At 74.9% G+C, this 19,235-nt stretch carries 14 protein-coding genes and 1 pseudogene; 13 read left to right on the top strand and 2 right to left on the bottom strand.

Annotation, left to right across the window (positions count from 1 at the left end):
- Window positions 1–23 precede the first annotated feature (23 nt).
- The 3 genes and pseudogenes from MT994_RS00075 to aspA all read left to right on the top strand — a co-directional run.
- Window positions 24–2,474, top strand: coding sequence for a glycoside hydrolase family 3 N-terminal domain-containing protein (locus MT994_RS00075; protein WP_354805082.1), 2,451 nt, complete (start codon window positions 24–26; stop codon window positions 2,472–2,474).
- Window positions 2,471–4,051 carry a family 43 glycosylhydrolase gene (locus MT994_RS00070; protein WP_354804550.1) on the top strand — a complete coding sequence of 527 codons (1,581 nt, stop codon included), beginning with the start codon at window positions 2,471–2,473 and terminating at the stop codon, window positions 4,049–4,051. Before MT994_RS00075 ends, MT994_RS00070 begins: the two co-directional genes overlap by 4 nt.
- Before the next feature lie 48 nt (window positions 4,052–4,099).
- Window positions 4,100–5,503 (top strand): annotated as a pseudogene (gene aspA, locus MT994_RS00065) (aspartate ammonia-lyase); the annotation flags it as partial.
- A gap of 136 nt (window positions 5,504–5,639) precedes the next feature.
- Here aspA and MT994_RS00060 read toward each other — a convergent pair.
- Window positions 5,640–6,896 (bottom strand): APC family permease, encoded by a 1,257-nt coding sequence (locus MT994_RS00060; protein WP_354804548.1) that lies wholly within the window; start codon window positions 6,894–6,896, stop codon window positions 5,640–5,642.
- Between the two features lie 193 nt (window positions 6,897–7,089).
- On the opposite strand from MT994_RS00060, the gene MT994_RS00055 reads away from it, so the two are divergent.
- The 9 genes from MT994_RS00055 to MT994_RS00015 all read left to right on the top strand — a co-directional run bounded on the left by MT994_RS00055 (window position 7,090) and on the right by MT994_RS00015 (window position 17,023).
- Complete coding sequence (locus MT994_RS00055; protein WP_354804547.1) at window positions 7,090–9,201, top strand: hypothetical protein; 2,112 nt, start codon at window positions 7,090–7,092, stop codon at window positions 9,199–9,201.
- 98 nt (window positions 9,202–9,299) lie between these two features.
- Complete coding sequence (locus MT994_RS00050) at window positions 9,300–9,554, top strand: hypothetical protein (protein ID WP_163188950.1); 255 nt, start codon at window positions 9,300–9,302, stop codon at window positions 9,552–9,554.
- An 87-nt stretch (window positions 9,555–9,641) separates the two neighbouring features.
- Window positions 9,642–10,595 (top strand): cold shock domain-containing protein, encoded by a 954-nt coding sequence (locus tag MT994_RS00045; RefSeq protein ID WP_061269305.1) that lies wholly within the window; start codon window positions 9,642–9,644, stop codon window positions 10,593–10,595.
- A gap of 178 nt (window positions 10,596–10,773) precedes the next feature.
- A complete protein-coding gene (locus tag MT994_RS00040; RefSeq protein WP_354804546.1) occupies window positions 10,774–12,168 on the top strand; it encodes an alanine--tRNA ligase-related protein in 1,395 nt (464 codons plus the stop codon).
- A 157-nt stretch (window positions 12,169–12,325) separates the two neighbouring features.
- Window positions 12,326–14,209 (top strand): molecular chaperone DnaK, encoded by a 1,884-nt coding sequence (gene dnaK, locus MT994_RS00035; RefSeq protein ID WP_021479837.1) that lies wholly within the window; start codon window positions 12,326–12,328, stop codon window positions 14,207–14,209.
- Window positions 14,206–14,868, top strand: a complete 663-nt coding sequence (grpE, locus tag MT994_RS00030) for a nucleotide exchange factor GrpE (protein WP_051028412.1) — start codon at window positions 14,206–14,208, stop codon at window positions 14,866–14,868. Before dnaK ends, grpE begins: the two co-directional genes overlap by 4 nt.
- 153 nt (window positions 14,869–15,021) lie before the next feature.
- Complete coding sequence (locus MT994_RS00025) at window positions 15,022–16,011, top strand: DnaJ C-terminal domain-containing protein (protein WP_354804545.1); 990 nt, start codon at window positions 15,022–15,024, stop codon at window positions 16,009–16,011.
- 11 nt (window positions 16,012–16,022) lie between these two features.
- Window positions 16,023–16,556: a helix-turn-helix transcriptional regulator gene (locus MT994_RS00020; protein ID WP_083711619.1), complete on the top strand. Its 534-nt coding sequence runs from the start codon at window positions 16,023–16,025 to the stop codon at window positions 16,554–16,556.
- Between the two features lie 158 nt (window positions 16,557–16,714).
- Entirely contained in the window at window positions 16,715–17,023 is a 309-nt protein-coding gene (locus tag MT994_RS00015) for a DUF1540 domain-containing protein (protein WP_021482763.1), read from the top strand.
- A gap of 107 nt (window positions 17,024–17,130) precedes the next feature.
- Here MT994_RS00015 and MT994_RS00010 read toward each other — a convergent pair whose 3' ends face one another.
- The gene (locus MT994_RS00010) at window positions 17,131–17,928 is read right to left on the bottom strand and encodes a hypothetical protein (protein WP_240949665.1); all 798 of its coding nucleotides are present in this window, start codon (window positions 17,926–17,928) and stop codon (window positions 17,131–17,133) included.
- Window positions 17,929–18,121: 193 nt separating this feature from the next.
- Between MT994_RS00010 and MT994_RS00005 the strand changes: the two genes are divergently transcribed.
- Window positions 18,122–19,235: sigma-70 family RNA polymerase sigma factor (locus MT994_RS00005; RefSeq protein ID WP_354804543.1), on the top strand; the 1,114-nt coding region annotated here is incomplete at its 3' end.

The raw sequence follows: 19,235 nt of genomic DNA, 5'->3' as shown, positions 1-19,235 counted from the left end.
CCCCGCGCCCCGCACCCCCGCAGATGCCCACGGTCTCCGAGCGCGTGCGCGCGCTCCACGCGCGCATGACCCTCGACGAGAAGCTCGCGCAGCTCGTCGGCTACTGGCTCGACCAGAACGGCACCGTCGCCCCGATGCAGTCGGAGATGACGGCCGGCCAGGCCGACGGCGGCCGGCTCGCGGAGATCACGCAGCACGGGATCGGGCACTACACGCGCGTGTACGGCACGCGCCCCGTCGACCCGGCGGAGCGGGCGGCGTGGCTGTGGGCGGAGCAGCGGCGGCTGCGGACCGGGACCCGGCTGGGGATCCCGGCGATCGTGCACGAGGAGTGCCTCACGGGTCTCGCCGCGTGGCAGGCCGCGACGTACCCGACGCCGCTCGCGTGGGGCGCGTCGTTCGACCCGGACCTCGTCGAGGAGATGGCGCGCGAGGTGGGGGAGTCGATGCGCACGCTCGGCGTCCACCAGGGCCTCGCGCCCGTGCTCGACGTCGTGCGCGACCCGCGCTGGGGCCGCGTCGACGAGTGCGTCGGCGAGGACCCGTACCTCGTGGGCACGGTCGGCACGGCGTACGTGCGCGGCCTCCAGGACGCGGGCGTGCACGCGACGCTCAAGCACTTCGTCGGGTACTCGGGCTCCCACGCGGGGCGCAACCACGCGCCCGTCAGCGCGGGGCCGCGCGAGCTCGCCGACGTCTACCTCCCGCCGTTCGAGATGGCGGTGCGCGACGGCGGTGCCCGGTCCGTCATGGCGTCGTACGTCGACGTCGACGGCGTGCCGCTGCACGCCAGCACCGAGCACCTCACCGAGGTGCTGCGCGAGCGCTGGGGGTTCGACGGCGTCGTCGTCGCCGACTACTTCGGCGTCGCGTTCCTCGAGGTGATGCACCGCGTGGCGGCCGACCGCGGGGAGGCGGCGGCGCAGGCGCTCCGGGCCGGCCTGGACGTCGAGCTGCCGACGGGCGACGCCTACCTCGCGCCGCTCGCCGAGCGAGTGCGGTCTGGGGCGCTCGACGAGGCGTGGGTCGACCGCGCCGTGCTGCGCCTGCTCACCCAGAAGGAGGAGCTCGGCCTGCTCGACCCCGGCGCCTACGCCGACGAGCCGCCGACCGCCGTCGACCTCGACACCCCGCGCCAGCGCGCGACCGCGCGCCGCCTCGCGCAGGAGTCGCTCGTGCTGCTCGCGAACGACGGCGTGCTCCCGCTCGTGCGGCCCGGGGCCGACGGCGCGCCGGCCGCCCCGCGGCGCGTCGCCGTGGTCGGGCCGGACGCCGACTCGGCCGAGGCGCTCATGGGCTGCTACTCGTTCGTCAACCACGTGCTCGCGCACCACCCGGGCACCCCGGCGGGCATCGAGCTGCCGACGGTGCTCGAGTCGCTGCGCGACGCGCTCGCCGGGGCGGGCACCGACGTCACGTACGTGCGCGGGTGCGCGGTCGAGGGCGACGACGTCACGGAGATCCCGGCCGCGGTCGACGCCGCGCGGGACGCGGACGTCGCGGTCGTCGTCGTGGGCGACGAGGCCGGGCTGTTCGGGCGCGGCACCGTCGGCGAGGGCAACGACGTCGAGTCGCTCGAGCTGCCGGGGGTGCAGCGACGGCTCGTCGAGGAGGTCGTCGCGACGGGCACGCCGGTCGTGCTCGTGCTGCTCACCGGCCGCCCCTACGCGATCGGCTGGGCCCTCGACGCGGGGTCGTCGCGCGGCGGCGTCCCGGCCGCCGTCGTGCAGGGCTTCTTCCCCGGGGAGGAGGGCGGGCGCGCCGTCGCGGACGTGCTCGTCGGCGCGGTGAACCCCTCGGGCCGCCTGCCCGTGTCGCTGCCCCGCGCGGGCGGCGCGCAGCCCTACTCCTACCTCCACCCGGTGCTCGGCGGGCCGTCCGACGTGACGTCCACCGACCCGACGCCGGTGCGGCCGTTCGGGTTCGGGCTGTCGTACACGCGGTTCGCGTACGCGGACCTCGAGGTCGACGCGGCCGTGGCGGCGGGCGGGACGTTCCGCGCCGCGGTCACCGTGACCAACACGGGCGCGGTGGCCGGGGCGGACGTCGTGCAGCTGTACGCGCGCGACGTCGTGGGCTCCGTGCCGCGGCCCGTCGCGCAGCTCCTCGGGTACGCGCGCGTCGACCTCGCTCCGGGCGAGTCGCGCCGCGTGACGTTCCGCGTCCCGACGACGCGCCTCGCGTTCTCCGACCGCCGCCTCGTGCGCGTGGTCGAGCCGGGCGACGTCGAGGTCTGGGTCGGCGCGCACGCGGCGGCCGTCGACTCCGCCCCCGGAGCGGGCGACCTCGGGTCGACGACCGGCGGCGCGATCGTCAACGAGTCCGCGCCGACCGCGAGGCACGTGGTGCCGGGCGCGGCGACCGCGCGCGCGACGATCGCCGTCACGGGTCCCCTGCACGAGGTCACGGCCGCGGACGAGCGGCTCGTCGCCGTCGAGGTGTCCGCGCGCGTCGAGGCGGGGGAGCGCGCATGACGCGCGTCCAGAACCCGGTGCTGCCCGGGTGCAACCCCGACCCGTCGGTGTGCCGCGTCGGCGACGACTTCTACCTCGTCACCTCGACGTTCGAGTACCTGCCCGGCCTGCCGGTGCTGCGCAGCCGCGACCTCGCGACGTGGGAGCACGTGGGGGACGTCGTCGACCGGTCGGGGCAGCTCGACTACGACGGCATCCGGTCGTCTGGCGGCCTGTTCGCCCCGACGCTGCGCCACCACGACGGCACGTTCTGGCTCGTGTGCACGCTCGTGGACCCGGACGACGACACCCGCGGCGGCAACTTCGTCATGACGGCGACCGACCCGGCCGGGCCGTGGTCCGACCCGGTGTGGCTGCGCGACGAGGACGGCGAGCGGGTCGCGGGGATCGACCCGTCGATCTTCTTCGACGACGACGGCCGCGTCTGGCTGCACGGCACGCGTCTCGCGCCCGAGCCGGAGTGGTTCCACCAGACCGAGGTGTGGGTGCGCGAGCTCGACCCCGCGACGTGCACGCTCGTGGGCCCCGAGCACGTCGTGTGGACGGGGGCCGTGCGCGGCGCCGTCTGGGCCGAGGGGCCGCACCTGTACAAGGTCGACGGCACGTACTACCTGCTCGCGGCCGAGGGCGGGACGGACTTCCACCACGCGGTGTCCGTCGCGCGCGCGTCGTCGGTCACGGGGCCGTACGAGGGCAACAAGGCCAACCCCGTCCTGACGCACCGGCACCTCGGGCGCGGGGTGGACGTCGTCGGCGTGGGCCACGCCGACCTCGTCGAGGCGCCCGACGGCTCGTGGTGGGCCGTCCTGCTCGCGATGCGCGTCTACGGCGGCTACCACTACCCGCTCGGCCGCGAGACGTTCCTCGTCCCCGTCGTGTGGGAGGACGGCTGGCCCGTCCTCGCGCCCGGCGAGGGCCGCGTGCCCGACGCCGTCGAGGTCCCGTTCGCGAGCCCGGCGCCCCGGACGGCGGTCCAGGGCGGGGCGAGCGGCGTCGTCCGCCCCGACGACCCGCGCTGGACGGCGGTGCGCGCCCTGCCGCGCGACGTCGCGACCCCGGCGGGCGAGGGCTGGGACCTCCCGGTGCGCCCGACGACGCTCGCCGAGCCGGGCACGCCCGCGTTCCTCGGCGTGCGCCAGCAGCACCGCGACGTCGACGTGACGGTCACCGTGCAGGTCCCGGCCGCGGCGGGGGAGCGCGCGGGCGTCGTCGTGCGCCAGTCCGAGGACGACCACGTGCGGCTCCTCGTCGACGGCGGCCCGGGCGACGAGCGACGCGTCGTCGCCGTGCACCGGCGCGGCGGCACGGACGCGGTGGTCGGGGAGACGACGGTGACCGCCGCCCCCGGGGAGCCGGTCGTCGTCGGGCTGCGCGTGCGCGGGCAGGACTACGGGCTCGTCGCCGGGCCCGCCGACGGGCCGGTCGTGGACGTCGCGACGGTCGACGGGCGCACGCTCGACAGCGCCGCCGCGGGCGGGTTCCTCGGGCTCTGGCTCGGCGTGCACGCGACGAGCGAGGGCCGCCCGAGCGCGTCCGTCGTGCGCGTCGAGCGCTTCGTGTACGAGCCGGTGGCCTGACGCGTCGCCCGGGCGTGCGGGAGCGTGCGGCCGGGCTACGGTCGGGGCATGTCGAGCGAACGGACACGCACCGAGGTGGACCTGCTGGGACCGAAGGAGGTCCCGGCGGACGCCTACTACGGCGTCCACACGGTCCGCGCCATGGAGAACTTCCGCATCTCGGGGACGACGGTGAGCGACGTCCCCGAGATGGTGCGCGGCATGGTGATGGTCAAGAAGGCGTCGGCGCTCGCGAACCGTGAGCTGCGCACCATCCAGCGCGACGTCGCCGACGCGATCGTCGCCGCGTGCGACGAGATCCTGCGCCACGGGCGGTGCCTCGACCAGTTCCCGGTCGACGTGTTCCAGGGCGGGGCCGGGACGAGCGTCAACATGAACACCAACGAGGTCGTCGCGAACCTCGCGCTCGAGCTCGCCGGGTTCGAGAAGGGCCGCTACGACGTCATCAACCCCAACGACCACGTCAACCGCTCGCAGTCCACGAACGACGCCTACCCCACGGGTTTCCGCCTCGCGGTCCACGAGCTCGTCGCGCGGCTCCAGGACGAGGTGCGGCGGCTCGAGCGCGCGTTCGACGAGAAGGCGTCCGAGTTCGCGGACGTCCTGAAGATGGGGCGCACCCAGCTCCAGGACGCGGTCCCCATGAGCCTCGGCCAGGAGTTCGCCGGGTTCGCCGTGAACGTCGGGGAGGAGATCCGCCGGCTCGAGGTCGCGGGCGAGCTGCTGCTCGAGGTCAACCTCGGCGCGACCGCGATCGGCACCGGGCTCAACACCCCGCCCGGCTACCCGAAGGTCGCGACGCGACGCCTCGCCGAGGTGAGCGGACTGCACACCGTCCCGGCCGAGAACCTCGTCGAGGCGACCTACGACAACGGCGCCTACCTCGCCGTCCACTCCGCTCTCAAGCGGCTCGCAGCCAAGCTGTCGAAGATCTGCAACGACCTGCGCCTGCTGTCGTCGGGGCCGCGCGCGGGCCTCGGCGAGATCAACCTGCCCGAGCTCCAGGCCGGGTCGTCGATCATGCCCGCCAAGGTGAACCCCGTCATCCCCGAGGTCGTCAACCAGGTCTGCTTCAAGGTCATGGGCAACGACGTGACGATCACGCACGCCGCCGAGGCCGGACAGCTCCAGCTCAACGTCATGGAGCCCGGGCTCGCGCAGTCGATGTTCGAGTCGCTGCACCTGCTGACCAACGCGTGCGTCGCGCTGCGCACCAAGTGCGTCACGGGCATCACGGCGAACGTCGAGGTCTGCCGCCGCCACGTGCTCGACTCCATCGGCATCGTCACGTACCTCAACGAGATCATCGGCCACCGCAACGGCGACCTCGTGGGCGCGGAGGCCGCCCGGACCGGGGCCTCCGTGCGCGACGTCGTGGTCGCGCGCGGCCTGCTCACGGCCGACGAGGTCGACGCCGTGCTCACGACCGAGAACTTCCTGCGCCCCCGCTACACCGGCCGCTACTACGCGCCCGACGAGCGCGGCCTGCCGCCCGCGGGTGAGGAGGGCGAGTCGTCACGCGTCGTCGAGTCCGACGACGCCACGGGCGCGCCCCCGGAGCCCGAGCCCGAGGCGTCCTGACCCGCGGCTACGACCGGACGCGCACGGCCCGGAGCGCGACGCCGACCGCGAGCACGACGACCCCCGCGACCACGCTCGGGACGGGCAGCGTGACGACGAGCGCGACGCACCCGAGCGCGCCGAGCACGGGGAGGACGCGCGGGTAGAGGCGGTGCGGCGCGGTCTGGCGCAGCGCCGAGAGGTTCGCGACGAGGTAGTAGACGAGCACCCCGAACGACGAGAACCCGATCGCGCCGCGCAGGTCCGTCGTGAGCACGAGCAGCACGACCGCCGCCCCGACCGCGAGCTCTGCGCGGTGCGGCACCCGGTGCACGGGGTGCACCGCGGCGAACCAGCCCGGCAGGTCGCCGGTGCGGGCCATCGCGAGCCCCGTGCGGCTCACCCCGGCCAGGAGGGCGAGGAGCGCGCCGGCGCTCGCGGCGACCGCGCCGACGCTCACGACCGGTGCAGCCCACGCCCACGACCCGGCCGCGACGGCGTCGGCGAGCGGCGCGGCGGACGCGGCGAGCCGCGCGGGCCCGAGCACGGCGAGGAGCGTGACCGCCACGACGGCGTAGAGCACGACGACCGTCCCGAGCGACACGAGGACCGCGCGCGGGACGGTGCGGCGCGGGTCGCGTACCTCCTCCCCGAGCGTCGCGACGCGCGCGTACCCGGCGAACGCGAAGAACAGCAGCCCGGCGGCCTGGAGGACGCCGTACCAGCCGCCGTGCGCGCCGTCGGCGTCGAGGACGGCGAACCACCGCGGCGTCGTCCCCGCGAGGCTCGCGACGACCGCCGTCGCGATCGCGAGCAGCGCGACCGCGACGATCCCGCGCGCGAGGCGGGCCGTGCGCGTCACGCCGCGGTAGCCGACCGCGGTGAGCACGACGACCGCCGCGGCGGCGACGGGACGCTCCCACCCGGGCGGTGCGGCGTACGCGGCGAGGACGAGCGCCATGGCGGCGCAGCTCGCCGTCTTCCCGACGACGAAGCCCCACCCCGCGACGTAGCCCCACCACGGGCCCAGGTGCTCGCGCCCGTACACGTACGTGCCGCCGGACGTCGGGTGCTGCGCGGCGAGCTGGGCCGACGACGTCGCGTTCGCGTACGCCACGACGGCGGCCAGCGCGAGGCCGACGAGCAGGCCCGTCCCCGCCGCGGCCGCCGCCGGGGCGAACGCCGAGAACACGCCCGCGCCGACCATGGACGCGAGCCCGACGACGACGGCGTCCGTCGTGCCGAGGCGGCGGGCGAGCGACGGCTGGCCGGGTGCGGTGGTCACCCGCACAGCGTGCCAGGACCAGGTGTCCACGAGGTGTCCGACGGCGGCCCCGCCACCCGCCCCGGGGCGTGGTCCGGAGCGTCCCCGGGAGCCGGTACAGTTCCCGCCGGTGTCCCGTTCCGGTCGTCGTCGACCGGTCCCGACGAGCGGGGGGCGACGGGCTGTGCGCTTCGGCGAGGACGGCGGTGCAGGGGTGGTCTCAGGAGGGTCCGGCGACGGGCGGCGCGCGGGGCGGACGGCGTCGCGCGCGGTGCTCGTGGGGGTGCTCGCGGGCGCGGTCGTGGTGGGGGCGCCGGGGGTCGCGAGCGCGGACCCGGACGACGGGCTGTCGGAGACGTCGCACGTCCGCTACGAGGTGGACGGCACCGGCCCGGTCCGGGTCCGGGTGACGACGACGCTGCGCAACGAGCAGCCCGACAGCGGCCAGTACTTCTACTACTGGGACGCCTACGGCATCCCCGTGCCGGCGGGCGCGACGGACGTCACCGCGACGAGCGGCGGCGCCACCCTCCCCGTCACGCTGGAGCCGACGGAGGACCCGGCCACGAGCGCCGCGCGGGTCTCGTTCTCGCCCCTCAACTACGGGCGCGAGCGGACCGTGGAGTGGGCCTACACGATCCCGGGCGAGCCGATCCGCTCGGAGGGGTACACGCGCGTCGGGCCCGGGTACGCGACGTTCGCCGTCAGCGCCGCCGGGGATCCGGGCCAGGTGACCGTCGAGATCGTCACCCCGACGTCGATGGACTTCGACAGCACGTGGGACGGGTTCACCCCGGTCCTCGAGGGCACGACCCGGACGCACCGCGCGACGGAGAGCACCGACGACCTCGGCACGTGGTCGTTCGTCTCCCTCCGGGACCCGGCGCAGGTCGACACGACGACGGTCGACGCCGCGGGGACGGAGCTCGTGCTCGAGAGCTTCCCGGGCGACGCCGAGTGGAGCGCCTTCGTCGCGGAGCAGGTCGCCGCCGGGCTGCCCGCGCTCGAGCGCGTCGTCGGGATGCCGTGGCCGGGGAACCTCGAGCGCATCCGCGAGGACGTGTCGCCCGAGGTGCTGGGGTACGCGTGGTTCGACCGCGGGTCCGGCGAGATCGTCATCCCCGAGGACCTCGACGCCGGGCTGCTCTTCCACGAGCTCTCGCACGCGTGGCTCGCCGGGGACCGGTTCGCGGACCGGTGGGTGTCCGAGGGCCTGGCCGAGGTCGTGGGGGAGCGCGTCGCGGCGCAGACGGGCGGCCCGACCGAGACGTTCCCGGCCCCCGCGCGCGACGCGGCCGAGGCGCTCCCGCTCGTCGCCTGGGCGGACGTCGACGTGCAGGACGGCGCCGACGCCACCGAGGAGTACGCGTACGCCGCCGCGTGGACGGCCGTCTCCGCGCTCGTCGGCGGGCTCGACGACGAGACGCTCGGGTCGCTCGTCGCCGCCGCGTACGCGGGGGAGAGCGCCTACGACGCCCCCGGCGAGCCGGGCCGTCCGGGCCTGACCGACGGGCGTCGCTTCCTCGACCTCGTCGAGGTGCGCGGCGAGGTCGCCGACGCCCAGGCGGCCTACCGCACGTGGGTCGCCGACGCCGACGAGACCGCCCTGCTCGACGCGCGGGGCCCGGCCAGGGAGGCCTACGTCGCCCTCGACGCGGCCGACGGCGCGTGGCTGCCGCCCGCGGGGCTGCGCACCGCGATGACGGACTGGGCGTTCGCGGACGCCGACGCGGCCCGGGAGGCGATCGGGCCCGACGCCGCCGCGGCCGCCGGCCAGGTCCAGCAGGCCGCCGACGACGCAGGCCTGCCCGACCCGGCCGCCGTGCGCACGCAGTACGAGAGCGCCCGCACCGCCGAGGAGTACGCCGCGCTCGCGACCGTGCTGCCGCGCACGGTCGAGGTCGTCGGGACGGTCGGCGACGCCGTCGCCGCGAGCACCGGCGGCGGGCCGTTCGCCGACCTCGGCCGCCTCCTGCTGGACGTCGACGGCTCGACCGCCGAGGCACGCGCCGCGCTCGACGCCGGCCGCCTCGACGAGGCCGACGCCGCGGCCGACGACGCGTCGTCGCGCGCCGCCGTCGCGCCGTGGGTCGGGATCGGTGCCGTGCTGCTCGTCGTCGCGGCGCTCGCGGGTGCGGTCGTGCTCGTGGTGCGCCGCCGTCGTGCGGCGGCCGCCGCCGCGCCCGCCGCGCCGGACGCGGACCCGGCGGTCGAGCAGGACTCGGCGGTCGAGCAGGACTCGGTGGTCGGGCAGGACTCGGTGGTCGACGGGACGGACGACCCGGCGGACGAGGGGAAGCCCGCCGTCCCCGCCGCGGCGCCGTAGCCCGCGGCCCGGGTGGTGAGCCCGGCGGGGCGACGTACGGTCGAGGGAGTGCGCCCGGTCGACCAGGCGGCCGGGCCGGAGACCAGGAGGGCCCGCTCATGACCGCGTCGCAGCCGCAGGACCGCCGGGGCACCGGCGACGAGCAGGACCGGCGGGACGAGCAGGAACCGGTCCGCGGCGAGCCGGACATCGGCACCGCGGGCGCGTTCCCCGCGCTCGCCAACGACTCGCTGCCGAAGGACCCCGAGGTCCCCACCGACGTCGACCCCGGCGACGAGCGGAGCTGGAGCGGCGACGACGTCGACGACCCGGGCACGGAGCCGGGCGCCGGCGCGTCGGGCACCGGCCGCTGACGTCTGCCGAGCGGTCCCGCGGCGCCGGGGCGCGGCGTCGTCGGGGACACTAGGAGCAGCACTGTCTGTCGATGCAAGGAGTCCTAGGTGCCCCAGGGAACAGTCCGATGGTTCGACGCCGACCGAGGGTTCGGCTTCATCGACCTCGGGAACGAGGCCGAGGACCTGTTCGTGCACGCGTCCGAGATCGTCGGTGACGACGGCCCGAAGCAGCTCCGCGAGGGGCAGGTCGTCGAGTTCGAGATGGGCACCGGCGACCGCGGCCCGCAGGCGCGGCGCGTCCGCGTGACGGGCGACCGCGCCGCCGACGCGCCCGTGGGCGTGCTCGGCACCGTCGTCTGGTACGAGCCGGCCAAGGGCTACGGCTTCGTCACGCCCGACGGGCGCAGCGACGAGATCTTCCTGCACAGCTCGGCCATCGTCGGGGGCGGCGTCGTCACGGAGGGGCAGCGCGTGGCGTTCCTCGTCGTCGAGGGCGAGAAGGGCCCGCAGGCGGACCACCTGCTGCCGCTCGGCGCGCAGGCCGCGCAGCCCGCGGCGGACGGCGCCGACGGCACCGTGTCCTGGTACGACGACGTCAAGGGCTTCGGCTTCGTCGCTCCCGACGGCGGCGGAGACGACGTCTTCGTGCACGTCAGCGCCCTGGGCCGCGGGCTCACCGAGCTCGCCGAGGGTGCGCGCGTGACGTACGACGTCGTCGAGGGCGACAAGGGGCCGAACGCCCGGAACGTGCAGCTCGTGGGCGGCTCCGGGCGCCCGGGTCCGGACCGCGGCCGACCGGGCTCGGACCGAGGCCGTCCGGGCTCGGACCGCGGTCGTCCGGCGTCCGGCGGTCGCGTGCGCGGCGGCGAGGGCACGGTCGCGCGCTACGACGCGGACCGCGGCTTCGGCTTCATCACGCCCGACGCCGGCGGCGAGGACCTGTTCGTGCACGTGTCGGTCGTGCGCGGCGGGGAGGAACTCGAGGAGGGGGACCGGGTCCGGTTCAAGATCCGGCAGAGCGACCGCGGGCCGCAGGCCGACGGCGTCGAGCTCATCTGAGCGAGGGGCGGCGCGGCTCCCGTCGAGCCGCCCCGCCCCGGTGTGCCCCACCCGCCGCCCCGCGCCACCCTGCCCGCCCCGCCCCGGTGCCCCCCACCGCGGCGGGGCGCGGTCGTCCTCGCCGGGGGCTGCGGGGATTGCCCTGGAAGTCGGTGGCGTCGGTCCCTAGGGTCGACGGATGGACGCCCAGGAGATCCGCTCGGCCTACCTCGCCTTCTTCGCCGCCCGGGGGCACGCCGTGATCGAGCGAGCGCCCCTGGTCCTGCGCGAGGACCCGACGACCCTGTTCACGGGCGCGGGCATGCAGCCGCTGATGCCCTACCTGCTCGGCGTGCGCCCGCACACCGCCGGGCGCCTCCTGGCCGACTCGCAGCCGTGCCTGCGGTCGCAGGACATCGACGAGGTCGGCGACCGACGGCACACGACCTTCTTCGAGATGCTGGGCAACTGGAGCCTGCGGTCGGCCGACGTCGAGCGGCAGGTCCGGTGGTTCGCCGACTTCCTCGCGCTCGTCGGCGTCGACCTCGCGCGCCTCTACGTCACGTGCTTCCGCGGGTCGGCGGAGCACGGGATCCCCCGGGACGACGCGGCGGCCCAGGCCTGGGTCACGGTGTTCGCCGAGCACGGCATCGAGGCGTCGGTCGTGGACGTGGGGTCCCGCGCGGACGGGGACCGCGACGGCATGCGCGGCGGCCGGGTCTTCCTCTACGACGCCGAGGAGAACTGGTGGAGCCGGGGCGGCGGCCTGGAGGGAACGCCCGTGGGCGACCCCTGCGGGCCGGACTCGGAGGTCTTCTACGACCTCGGACCGGAGCTCCACGACCCGTCGACCGGGGAACCCCACCCGGCGAGCAAGGGAGGACGGTTCGTCGAGATCGGCAACCAGGTGTTCATGCGCTACCGCCGCACGAGCGAGGGCTTCGTCCTCCTCGACGAGCCGAGCATCGACTTCGGGGGCGGGCTGGAGCGCATCGCCGCCGCCGCGACGGCGACCCCCGACGTGTTCGACGTGAGCCTGCTGCGCCCCCTGGTCGACCGGCTCGAGGACCTGAGCGGTCGCACCTACGAGGACGACCCGCGCCCGTTCCGTGTGATCGCGGATCACGTGCGCGCCGCGACGTTCCTCGCCGCCGACGGCGTGCGGCCGAGCAACAAGGCGCACGGGTACGTGCTGCGGCGGCTCGTGCGCCGGGCCGTGGTGCACGCGCTCCGTCTCGGGCTGGAGGACCGGTTCGTCGACGCCCTCGTCGCCGTCGTGGCCGAGTCCTACCGCGACGCCTACCCGAACCTGGTCGAGCAGCACGAGGAGCTGAGCGGCGTGCTGCGGGACGAGGAGTCGCGCTTCCGACGCACGGTGCACCGGGGGCTCCGAGAGCTCGACAGGCTCCGGGGCACGACCGTCACGGGCGACCACCTGTTCGTGCTCGCCGACACCTGGGGCTTCCCCGTCGAGCTGGCGGTCGACGAGGTCCGCCGCCGCGACATGGCTCTCGCCGCCGACTGGCAGGAGGGCTACGCGGAGCAGCGCGCGCGCCAGCAGGCGCGGTCCCGGGCGGCCGCGAGCGGGGAATAGTGCGGGTCGCGTGAAGGTTGAGCCTGATGGACTCAAGTTGACCCAGGTGAGGTTGCGCGAGCACCGACCACGGATCTACCTTGAGTGAAGCAGACTCAACCCGGTGTGCCGAGGCGCAGCAGCGCCGTCGGGCACCCAGAACGACGGAGGCACACACATGGCACGAGCAGTCGGGATCGACCTCGGCACCACCAACTCGGTGGTCGCCGTCCTCGAGGGCGGAGAGCCCACGGTCATCGCGAACGCCGAGGGGTCGCGCACGACGCCGTCGGTGGTCGCCTTCTCCAAGACCGGCGAGGTCCTCGTCGGCGAGGTCGCCAAGCGCCAGGCGGTCACGAACGTCGACCGCACCATCAGCTCGGTGAAGCGCCACATGGGCACCGACTGGTCGGTGGAGATCGACGACAAGAAGTACACCGCGCAGGAGATCTCCGCGCGCATCCTGGGCAAGCTCAAGCGCGACGCCGAGGAGTACCTGGGCGAGCCCGTCACGGACGCGGTCGTCACCGTCCCGGCGTACTTCAACGACGCCGAGCGCCAGGCGACCAAGGACGCCGGGCAGATCGCGGGCCTCAACGTGACCCGCATCGTCAACGAGCCCACCGCGGCCGCGCTCGCCTACGGCCTGGAGAAGGGCAAGGAGGACGAGCTCATCCTCGTCTTCGACCTGGGCGGCGGCACGTTCGACGTCTCGCTCCTCGAGGTCGGCAAGGACGAGGACGACTTCTCCACGATCCAGGTCCGCGCGACCTCGGGCGACAACCGCCTCGGTGGCGACGACTGGGACAATCGCATCGTCGAGCACCTCATCAAGCAGGTGAAGAACAGCTCGGGCGTCGACCTGTCGAAGGACAAGATCGCGCTCCAGCGTCTGCGCGAGGCCGCCGAGCAGGCGAAGAAGGAGCTCTCGTCCGCGACGAGCACCACCATCTCGATGCAGTACCTCTCGATGAGCGAGAACGGCCCGATCCACCTGGACGAGAAGCTCACGCGCGCCCAGTTCCAGCAGATGACGCAGGACCTCCTCGACCGGACGAAGGCCCCGTTCCACAAGGTCATCTCCGACGCGGGCGTCTCCGTCTCCGACATCGACCACGTCGTGCTCGTGGGTGGCTCCACCCGCATGCCGGCCGTGACCGACGTCGTCAAGGAGCTCACGGGCGGCAAGGAGCCGAACAAGGGCGTCAACCCGGACGAGGTCGTCGCCGTCGGCGCGGCCCTGCAGGCCGGCGTCATCTCCGGTGACCGCAAGGACGTCCTGCTCATCGACGTGACCCCGCTGTCCCTCGGCATCGAGACCAAGGGCGGTGTGATGACCAAGCTCATCGAGCGGAACACGGCCATCCCGACCAAGCGCAGCGAGATCTTCTCGACGGCCGAGGACAACCAGCCGTCGGTGCTCATCCAGGTGTTCCAGGGCGAGCGCGAGTTCGCGCGCGACAACAAGCCGCTCGGCACGTTCGAGCTGACCGGCATCGCGCCGGCCCCGCGCGGCGTGCCGCAGATCGAGGTCACCTTCGACATCGACGCGAACGGCATCGTCCACGTCGGCGCCAAGGACCGCGGCACCGGCAAGGAGCAGAAGATGACCATCACGGGTGGCTCGGCGCTGCCCAAGGAGGACATCGACCGCATGGTCAAGGAGGCCGAGGAGCACGCGGCCGAGGACAAGAAGCGTCGCGAGGACGCGGAGACCCGCAACCAGGCCGAGGCGTTCGTCTACTCGACCGAGAAGCTCGTCTCCGAGAACAAGGAGAAGCTCCCGGCCGACGTCGTCACCGAGGTCGAGGCCGACATCGCGTCGGTCAAGTCCGCGCTCGAGGGCGAGGACGCCGACGCCGTGAAGACCGCGCACGAGAAGCTCGTCGCGTCCTCGCAGAAGATCGGCCAGGCGCTCTACGCCTCGGCCGAGCAGGAGCAGGCCGCCGGCAACCCCGGCGCCGCGCAGGACGACGCCACCGCCGCGGCGGGCGCGACGTCCGCCCCGGACGAGGACGTCGTCGACGCCGAGATCGTGGACGAGGAGGACGAGCGCAAGTGACGGCCGACGGACCGACCGACCCGCAGGGCCCCGAGGAGCAGGCCGGGCGCGAGCCCGGCCAGGGCTCCGACGACAAGCCCTTCCAGTTCACGGACAAGCGCAAGGTCGACCCGGAGAGCGGTCGGCCCCGCCCCGAGGGCGAGGCCGGCGGCTCCGCGGGCGATGACGCGGAGACGGACCCGCTCGCGGGCCTCGACTTCGAGCCGTCCGACGAGGCCGGGGTCGACGCCGCGGTCCTCGCGGCGAAGGCCGAGGCCGCGGAGCACCTCGACGCGCTCCAGCGCGAGCGGGCCAGCTTCACGAACTACCGCAACCGGTCGCTGCGCGACCAGGAGGCCGCGCGCACGAAGGGGATCGAGGACGTGCTCACCGCGCTCCTGCCGGTCCTCGACGACATCGACCGCGCGCGGCAGCACGGCGAGCTGACGGGGCCGTTCGCGGCCATCGCCGACAAGCTCGACGCGTCGCTCGAGAAGTTCGGGATCGAGCGCTACGGCGCGGTCGGGGACGAGTTCGACCCCACCGTCCACGAGGCGCTCATGCACCAGCCCGACCCCGAGGCCACCGCCACCACGGTGAACCTCGTCATCGAGCCGGGCTACCGGATCGGGGAGCGGGTCGTGCGCGCCGCGCGCGTCTCGGTCGTCGGCCCGCAGTAGCCACCCCTTCCTCGTGCCCGACGGCGCGGGTGCACCTCCCGCGCGGAGGTGCGCTCCGCCGTCGGGCACGCGAGGATCACCACCAGCAGACCCACCGGCAGCAGCCACGGAACGAAGGACCAGGACCACGACCACCGACAGGAGGGAGGCGCCGTGACCGGACAGGACTGGATGGAGAAGGACTTCTACGCCGCGCTCGGCGTCCCCAAGGACGCCGACGACGCCGCGATCAAGAAGGCCTACCGCAAGCTCGCCCGCAAGTACCACCCCGACCAGAACCAGGGTGACGCGAGCGCCGAGGCCAAGTTCAAGGAGATCGGCGAGGCGTACGCCGTGCTGTCGGACCCCAAGGAGCGCGAGCAGTACGACGCGATCCGGGCGATGGCGGGCGGGGGCGCGCGCTTCTCCGCGGGCCCCGGCGGTGCCGGGGGAGCGGGCTTCGAGGACGTCTTCGGCGGCATGTTCGGCGGCGGGGGCCCGGGCGGGACACGGGTCCGCTACTCGACCGGCGGCCAGGGCGCGGGCGGGTTCGAGGACATCCTCGGCTCGATGTTCGGCGGCGGGGCGGCCCAGCAGTTCGGCGGCCCCCGGCCCCGCGCGGGCGCCGACCTCGCGGCGGCCACGACCCTGCCGTTCCGGCAGGCGGTCGAGGGGTCCACCGTGACGTTCACCGTCGACGGCCGCACGGTCACGACGCGCATCCCGCCGGGCGTCCGCGACGGCCAGAAGATCCGGCTGCGCGGCAAGGGCCGCCCCGGCACGGCCGGCGGGCCCGACGGCGACCTCGTCGTCACCGTGCACGTCACCCCGCACCCGGTGTTCTCGCTCGACGGGAACAACCTGCGGATCACGGTCCCGGTGACGTTCCCCGAGGCCGCGCTCGGCGCCACCATCGCCGTGCCGACGCTCGACGGCTCGACCGTCAAGGTCAAGGTGCCGGCCGGCACGCCCTCGGGGCGCACGCTGCGCGTCCGCGGCCGCGGCGTGAAGACCGCGAAGTCGACCGGCGACCTGCTCGTCACGGTCCAGGTCGCCGTGCCGCAGAAGCTCTCGAAGGCCGCGCGCGAGGCCGTCGAGACGTTCGCCGCCGAGACCGCCGGCCAGGACGTGCGCGCCGACCTGGTCCGCCAGGCCGCGGAGTGAGGGGGGCGACCATGATGCCCCAGCAGGAAACTCATCATCTCTCGATCGGTGGGGACGCGGGCGGCGTCGGGCGCGCTCCCGCGAGCGACGTCGACCAGGACGCGCCCGTCCTCGTCATCTCGCAGGCCGCCGCGCTCGCGGGCATGCACCCGCAGACGCTGCGCCAGTACGACCGCCTCGGCCTCGTGGTGCCCCGCCGCACCGCGGGCCGGGGGCGGCGGTACTCGCTGCGCGACGTCGCGAAGCTGCTCGAGGTGCAGCGCCTCAGCCACGACGAGGGCATCAACCTCGCGGGCATCCAGCGGATCCTCGCCCTCGAGTCCCAGGTCGAGCGGCTCGAGCGGCGCATCGAGGCGCTCTCGGCGCGCGTCGAGCCGGGCGGCCGCGTGTTCGCCGCCGCGGCGAGCGGCGACGTCGTCGTCGTGCCGCGTGGGCGCAGCGTGCGGCGCGGGGTCGAGGAGGCGCTGCGCGAGACGCTCGTGGAGCACGGCGAGGCGCGCGCGCTCGTCATCTGGCGGCCCCGGGCCGACGGCACCGACAACTGACCTGCGACGCGGCAATTCCGCAAGAATGCCGTGCGCTAATTGCTGCGCATTCCTGCATTTCTTAGCAAGGCCTTCCTTGCTATACACCGAGGAATTCCGGGAATACCGTGGAACGCGGAGACCGACCCACGGCGGGTCCTCGGAGACAGGAGATCGCGATGAGCAGCCTCACGGAGATGCCCCAGGTCGTCGAGTGTTCCATCGACGGCTGCGGCTACAACCACGACCACGGGTGCCACGCGGGCGCCGTGACGATCGCCGGTCACACGGGCGACGCCGAGTGCGCCACGTTCATCCCGCTGGGTACGAAGGGCGGGCTGGAGAAGGTGCTCGCGCACGTCGGGGCCTGCCAGCGCACGGAGTGCGTCCACAACGCCTCGCTCGAGTGCTCCGCGCCGTCGATCCGCGTCGGGGCGGGCGCGTCCGGCGAGGACCGCGCCGACTGCCTCACCTTCACGCCGCGCTGACGCGCGGTCGCCGCCTCGCTCGCGGGCGGTCGGTCACCTGCCGGCCGCAGACGCCCCCGGACGCCCCGGACCACGCGCTCGCCCGCGTGGGACGGGGCGTCGTCGTGTCAGCGCTGGAGCGTGTCGAGGAGCTGGACGGCCGCCGTGTGGGTGCGGGGGAGGGGTTCGAGCCAGACGCGCGGCGGCCGGCGCAGGATCGCCGTGACGCCCAGCGCGAGACCGGTGCGCTCGATGTTGTGGCGGAGCACGGTGCGCACCATGGCGTCGTCCGCGTCCCGCTCGCCGAGCACGACGAAGAGCCCGTTGCCGATCGAGGCCATGGGGTGGCCCTCGCCGAACGTGTGGGTGAGCGCGCGGCCCATCGCCGCCGAGCGCGCGAACCGCTGCCACCCCGTGAGGTCGTCGAGCGCGACGTCGACGACGAGCAGCCCGTGGGTCTGGGTCGCGTCCAGACCCGCGCGCTCGGCCGCGCCGTACGTCTCGCGGAGCCGGTGCACCAGGTACTGGGTCGTCGCGAGACCGGACTCCGGGTCGAGGACCTCCGGTGCCACGGGGCTGGCCTCGTACCCCTCGGACCAGCCGACCGCCACGCCGCGGACCAGGTCGACGACCGGCTCGCGGTCGTGGGCGCGGTACAGGCAGACGACGTCGTCGATGGCCTCGCCGATCCCGACTCCGGCCTCCGCGCGGACGCGGCCGAGCCGCTCGGCGGCGGGCGTCGCGTCCCGCTCCTCGCACAACGCCTCGACGAGCGCGTCGACGGCAGGGTGGTACCAGTCGCCCGGCCGTAGCCAGACGCTGTCGGCGCTCGCGCGCCGCCACCGCTCGCGCACGGCGTCGGTCGCGGGCACGGCGTACCCCTGGAGGTGGTCCATGTAGATGAGACGTGCGGGCGAGCCGTCCATGACGCGGGAACCGCGAGGAGTTTCCAGGACCTCACGTCCCGGGTGAAAGGGGACGAAAGCCTGAAAGCGTCGTCGTTCCCGTTCCGGTGGCGGGAACCCTCTGCCCGTGAGATGGACGGGCGTCTACTATGGCCACCGTAGCCTCGGTTCGGGGCGGTCTCCGGGGCGGGTGACGATGACGCAGGCACAACGGGTGGACAGCGAGGCGTTCAGCGACGCCGAGCTCATCACCGCCGTACGTGCAGGGGACACGAGCGCCTACGGCGTGCTCTACGAGCGGCACGCCAGCGCCGCGCGCACGGTCGCGCGCCAGTACGTCCGGTCGAGCGCCGACGCCGACGACGTCGTGTCCGACGCGTTCGCCCGCACGCTCTCCGTGCTGCAGAACGGCGGCGGCCCGGACGTCACGTTCCGCGCCTACCTCTTCACGGTCGTGCGCCGTCTGTCGTACGACCTCGTCAGCGGGGCCCGACGCACGCAGCCGACCGACGACGAGCGCACGTTCGAGTCCGCGTTCGGCCCGATGGCCTCGACGGAGGACCCGACCCTCGAGGGCTTCGAGCGCTCGACGGTCACGCGCGCCTACCAGGACCTGCCGGAGCGGTGGCGTGCCGTGCTCTGGTACACCGAGGTCGAGAACCTGTCCCCGGCCGAGATCGCCCCGCTGCTGGGCCTCACCGCGAACGGCGTCTCCGCGCTCGCGTACCGCGCCCGCGAGGGGCTGCGCCAGGCGTACCTCCAGCAGCACCTCACGTCCGTGCCCGCCGAGGAGTGCCGCACGGTCAACGCGCTCCTCGGGTCGTACGTGCGCGGGGGGCTCGCCAAGCGCGAGACGGCGCGCGTCGAGTCGCACCTCGAGGGCTGCGACGACTGCCGCGGGCTCGTGCTCGAGCTGGGCGACGTCTCCCACGGCATGCGCGCCGTCATCGCCCCGCTCGTGCTCGGCGTGGGCGCGCTCGGTCTCGTCGGGACGGCGCTGCCCACCACGGGCGGCGCGGCGGTCGCCGGCGGGCTCGCGGCCGCGCTCCAGGGCGCGTCGGGCAGCGGGACGGCGAGCGGCTCGGGCGCCGGTGGGTCGGGCGGCGCTGGCGGGTCGAGCGCTGGCGGGTCGAGCGCCGGAGGGTCGAGCGCCGGTGGGTCCGGCGCGGCGGGCGGTTCAAGTGCTGCCGGCGGGTCCGGCGCGGCGGGTGGGTCCGGTGCGGCGACCGGGGCCGGGGCTGGTGCGGGCGTCGGCGGTGGCGCCGGCGCGGGCGCGCGCGCCGGCCGGGGGGGGGGCGCCGGGTCGCCGAGCTCCGGCTCGGCCCGAC

This window comes from Cellulosimicrobium sp. MI9406, assembly GCF_040595865.1.
Classification (GTDB): Bacteria; Actinomycetota; Actinomycetes; order Actinomycetales; family Cellulomonadaceae; genus Cellulosimicrobium; species Cellulosimicrobium funkei.
Note: the sequence above shows the minus strand (reverse complement) of the source record. Positions and strands in the feature narration are given on the sequence as shown.

Excerpts from the sequence above, each read along its gene's own strand:
- MT994_RS00075 (WP_354805082.1), top strand. The coding sequence starts at position 24 with ATGCCCACGGTCTCCGAGCGCGTGCGCGCGCTCCACGCGCGCATGACC.
- MT994_RS00070 (WP_354804550.1), top strand. The coding sequence starts at position 2,471 with ATGACGCGCGTCCAGAACCCGGTGCTGCCCGGGTGCAACCCCGACCCG.
- MT994_RS00050 (WP_163188950.1), top strand. The coding sequence starts at position 9,300 with ATGACCGCGTCGCAGCCGCAGGACCGCCGGGGCACCGGCGACGAGCAG.
- MT994_RS00040 (WP_354804546.1), top strand. The coding sequence starts at position 10,774 with ATGGACGCCCAGGAGATCCGCTCGGCCTACCTCGCCTTCTTCGCCGCC.
- dnaK (WP_021479837.1), top strand. The coding sequence starts at position 12,326 with ATGGCACGAGCAGTCGGGATCGACCTCGGCACCACCAACTCGGTGGTC.
- MT994_RS00020 (WP_083711619.1), top strand. The coding sequence starts at position 16,023 with ATGATGCCCCAGCAGGAAACTCATCATCTCTCGATCGGTGGGGACGCG.
- MT994_RS00015 (WP_021482763.1), top strand. The coding sequence starts at position 16,715 with ATGAGCAGCCTCACGGAGATGCCCCAGGTCGTCGAGTGTTCCATCGAC.
- MT994_RS00010 (WP_240949665.1), bottom strand. The coding sequence starts at position 17,928 with ATGGACGGCTCGCCCGCACGTCTCATCTACATGGACCACCTCCAGGGG.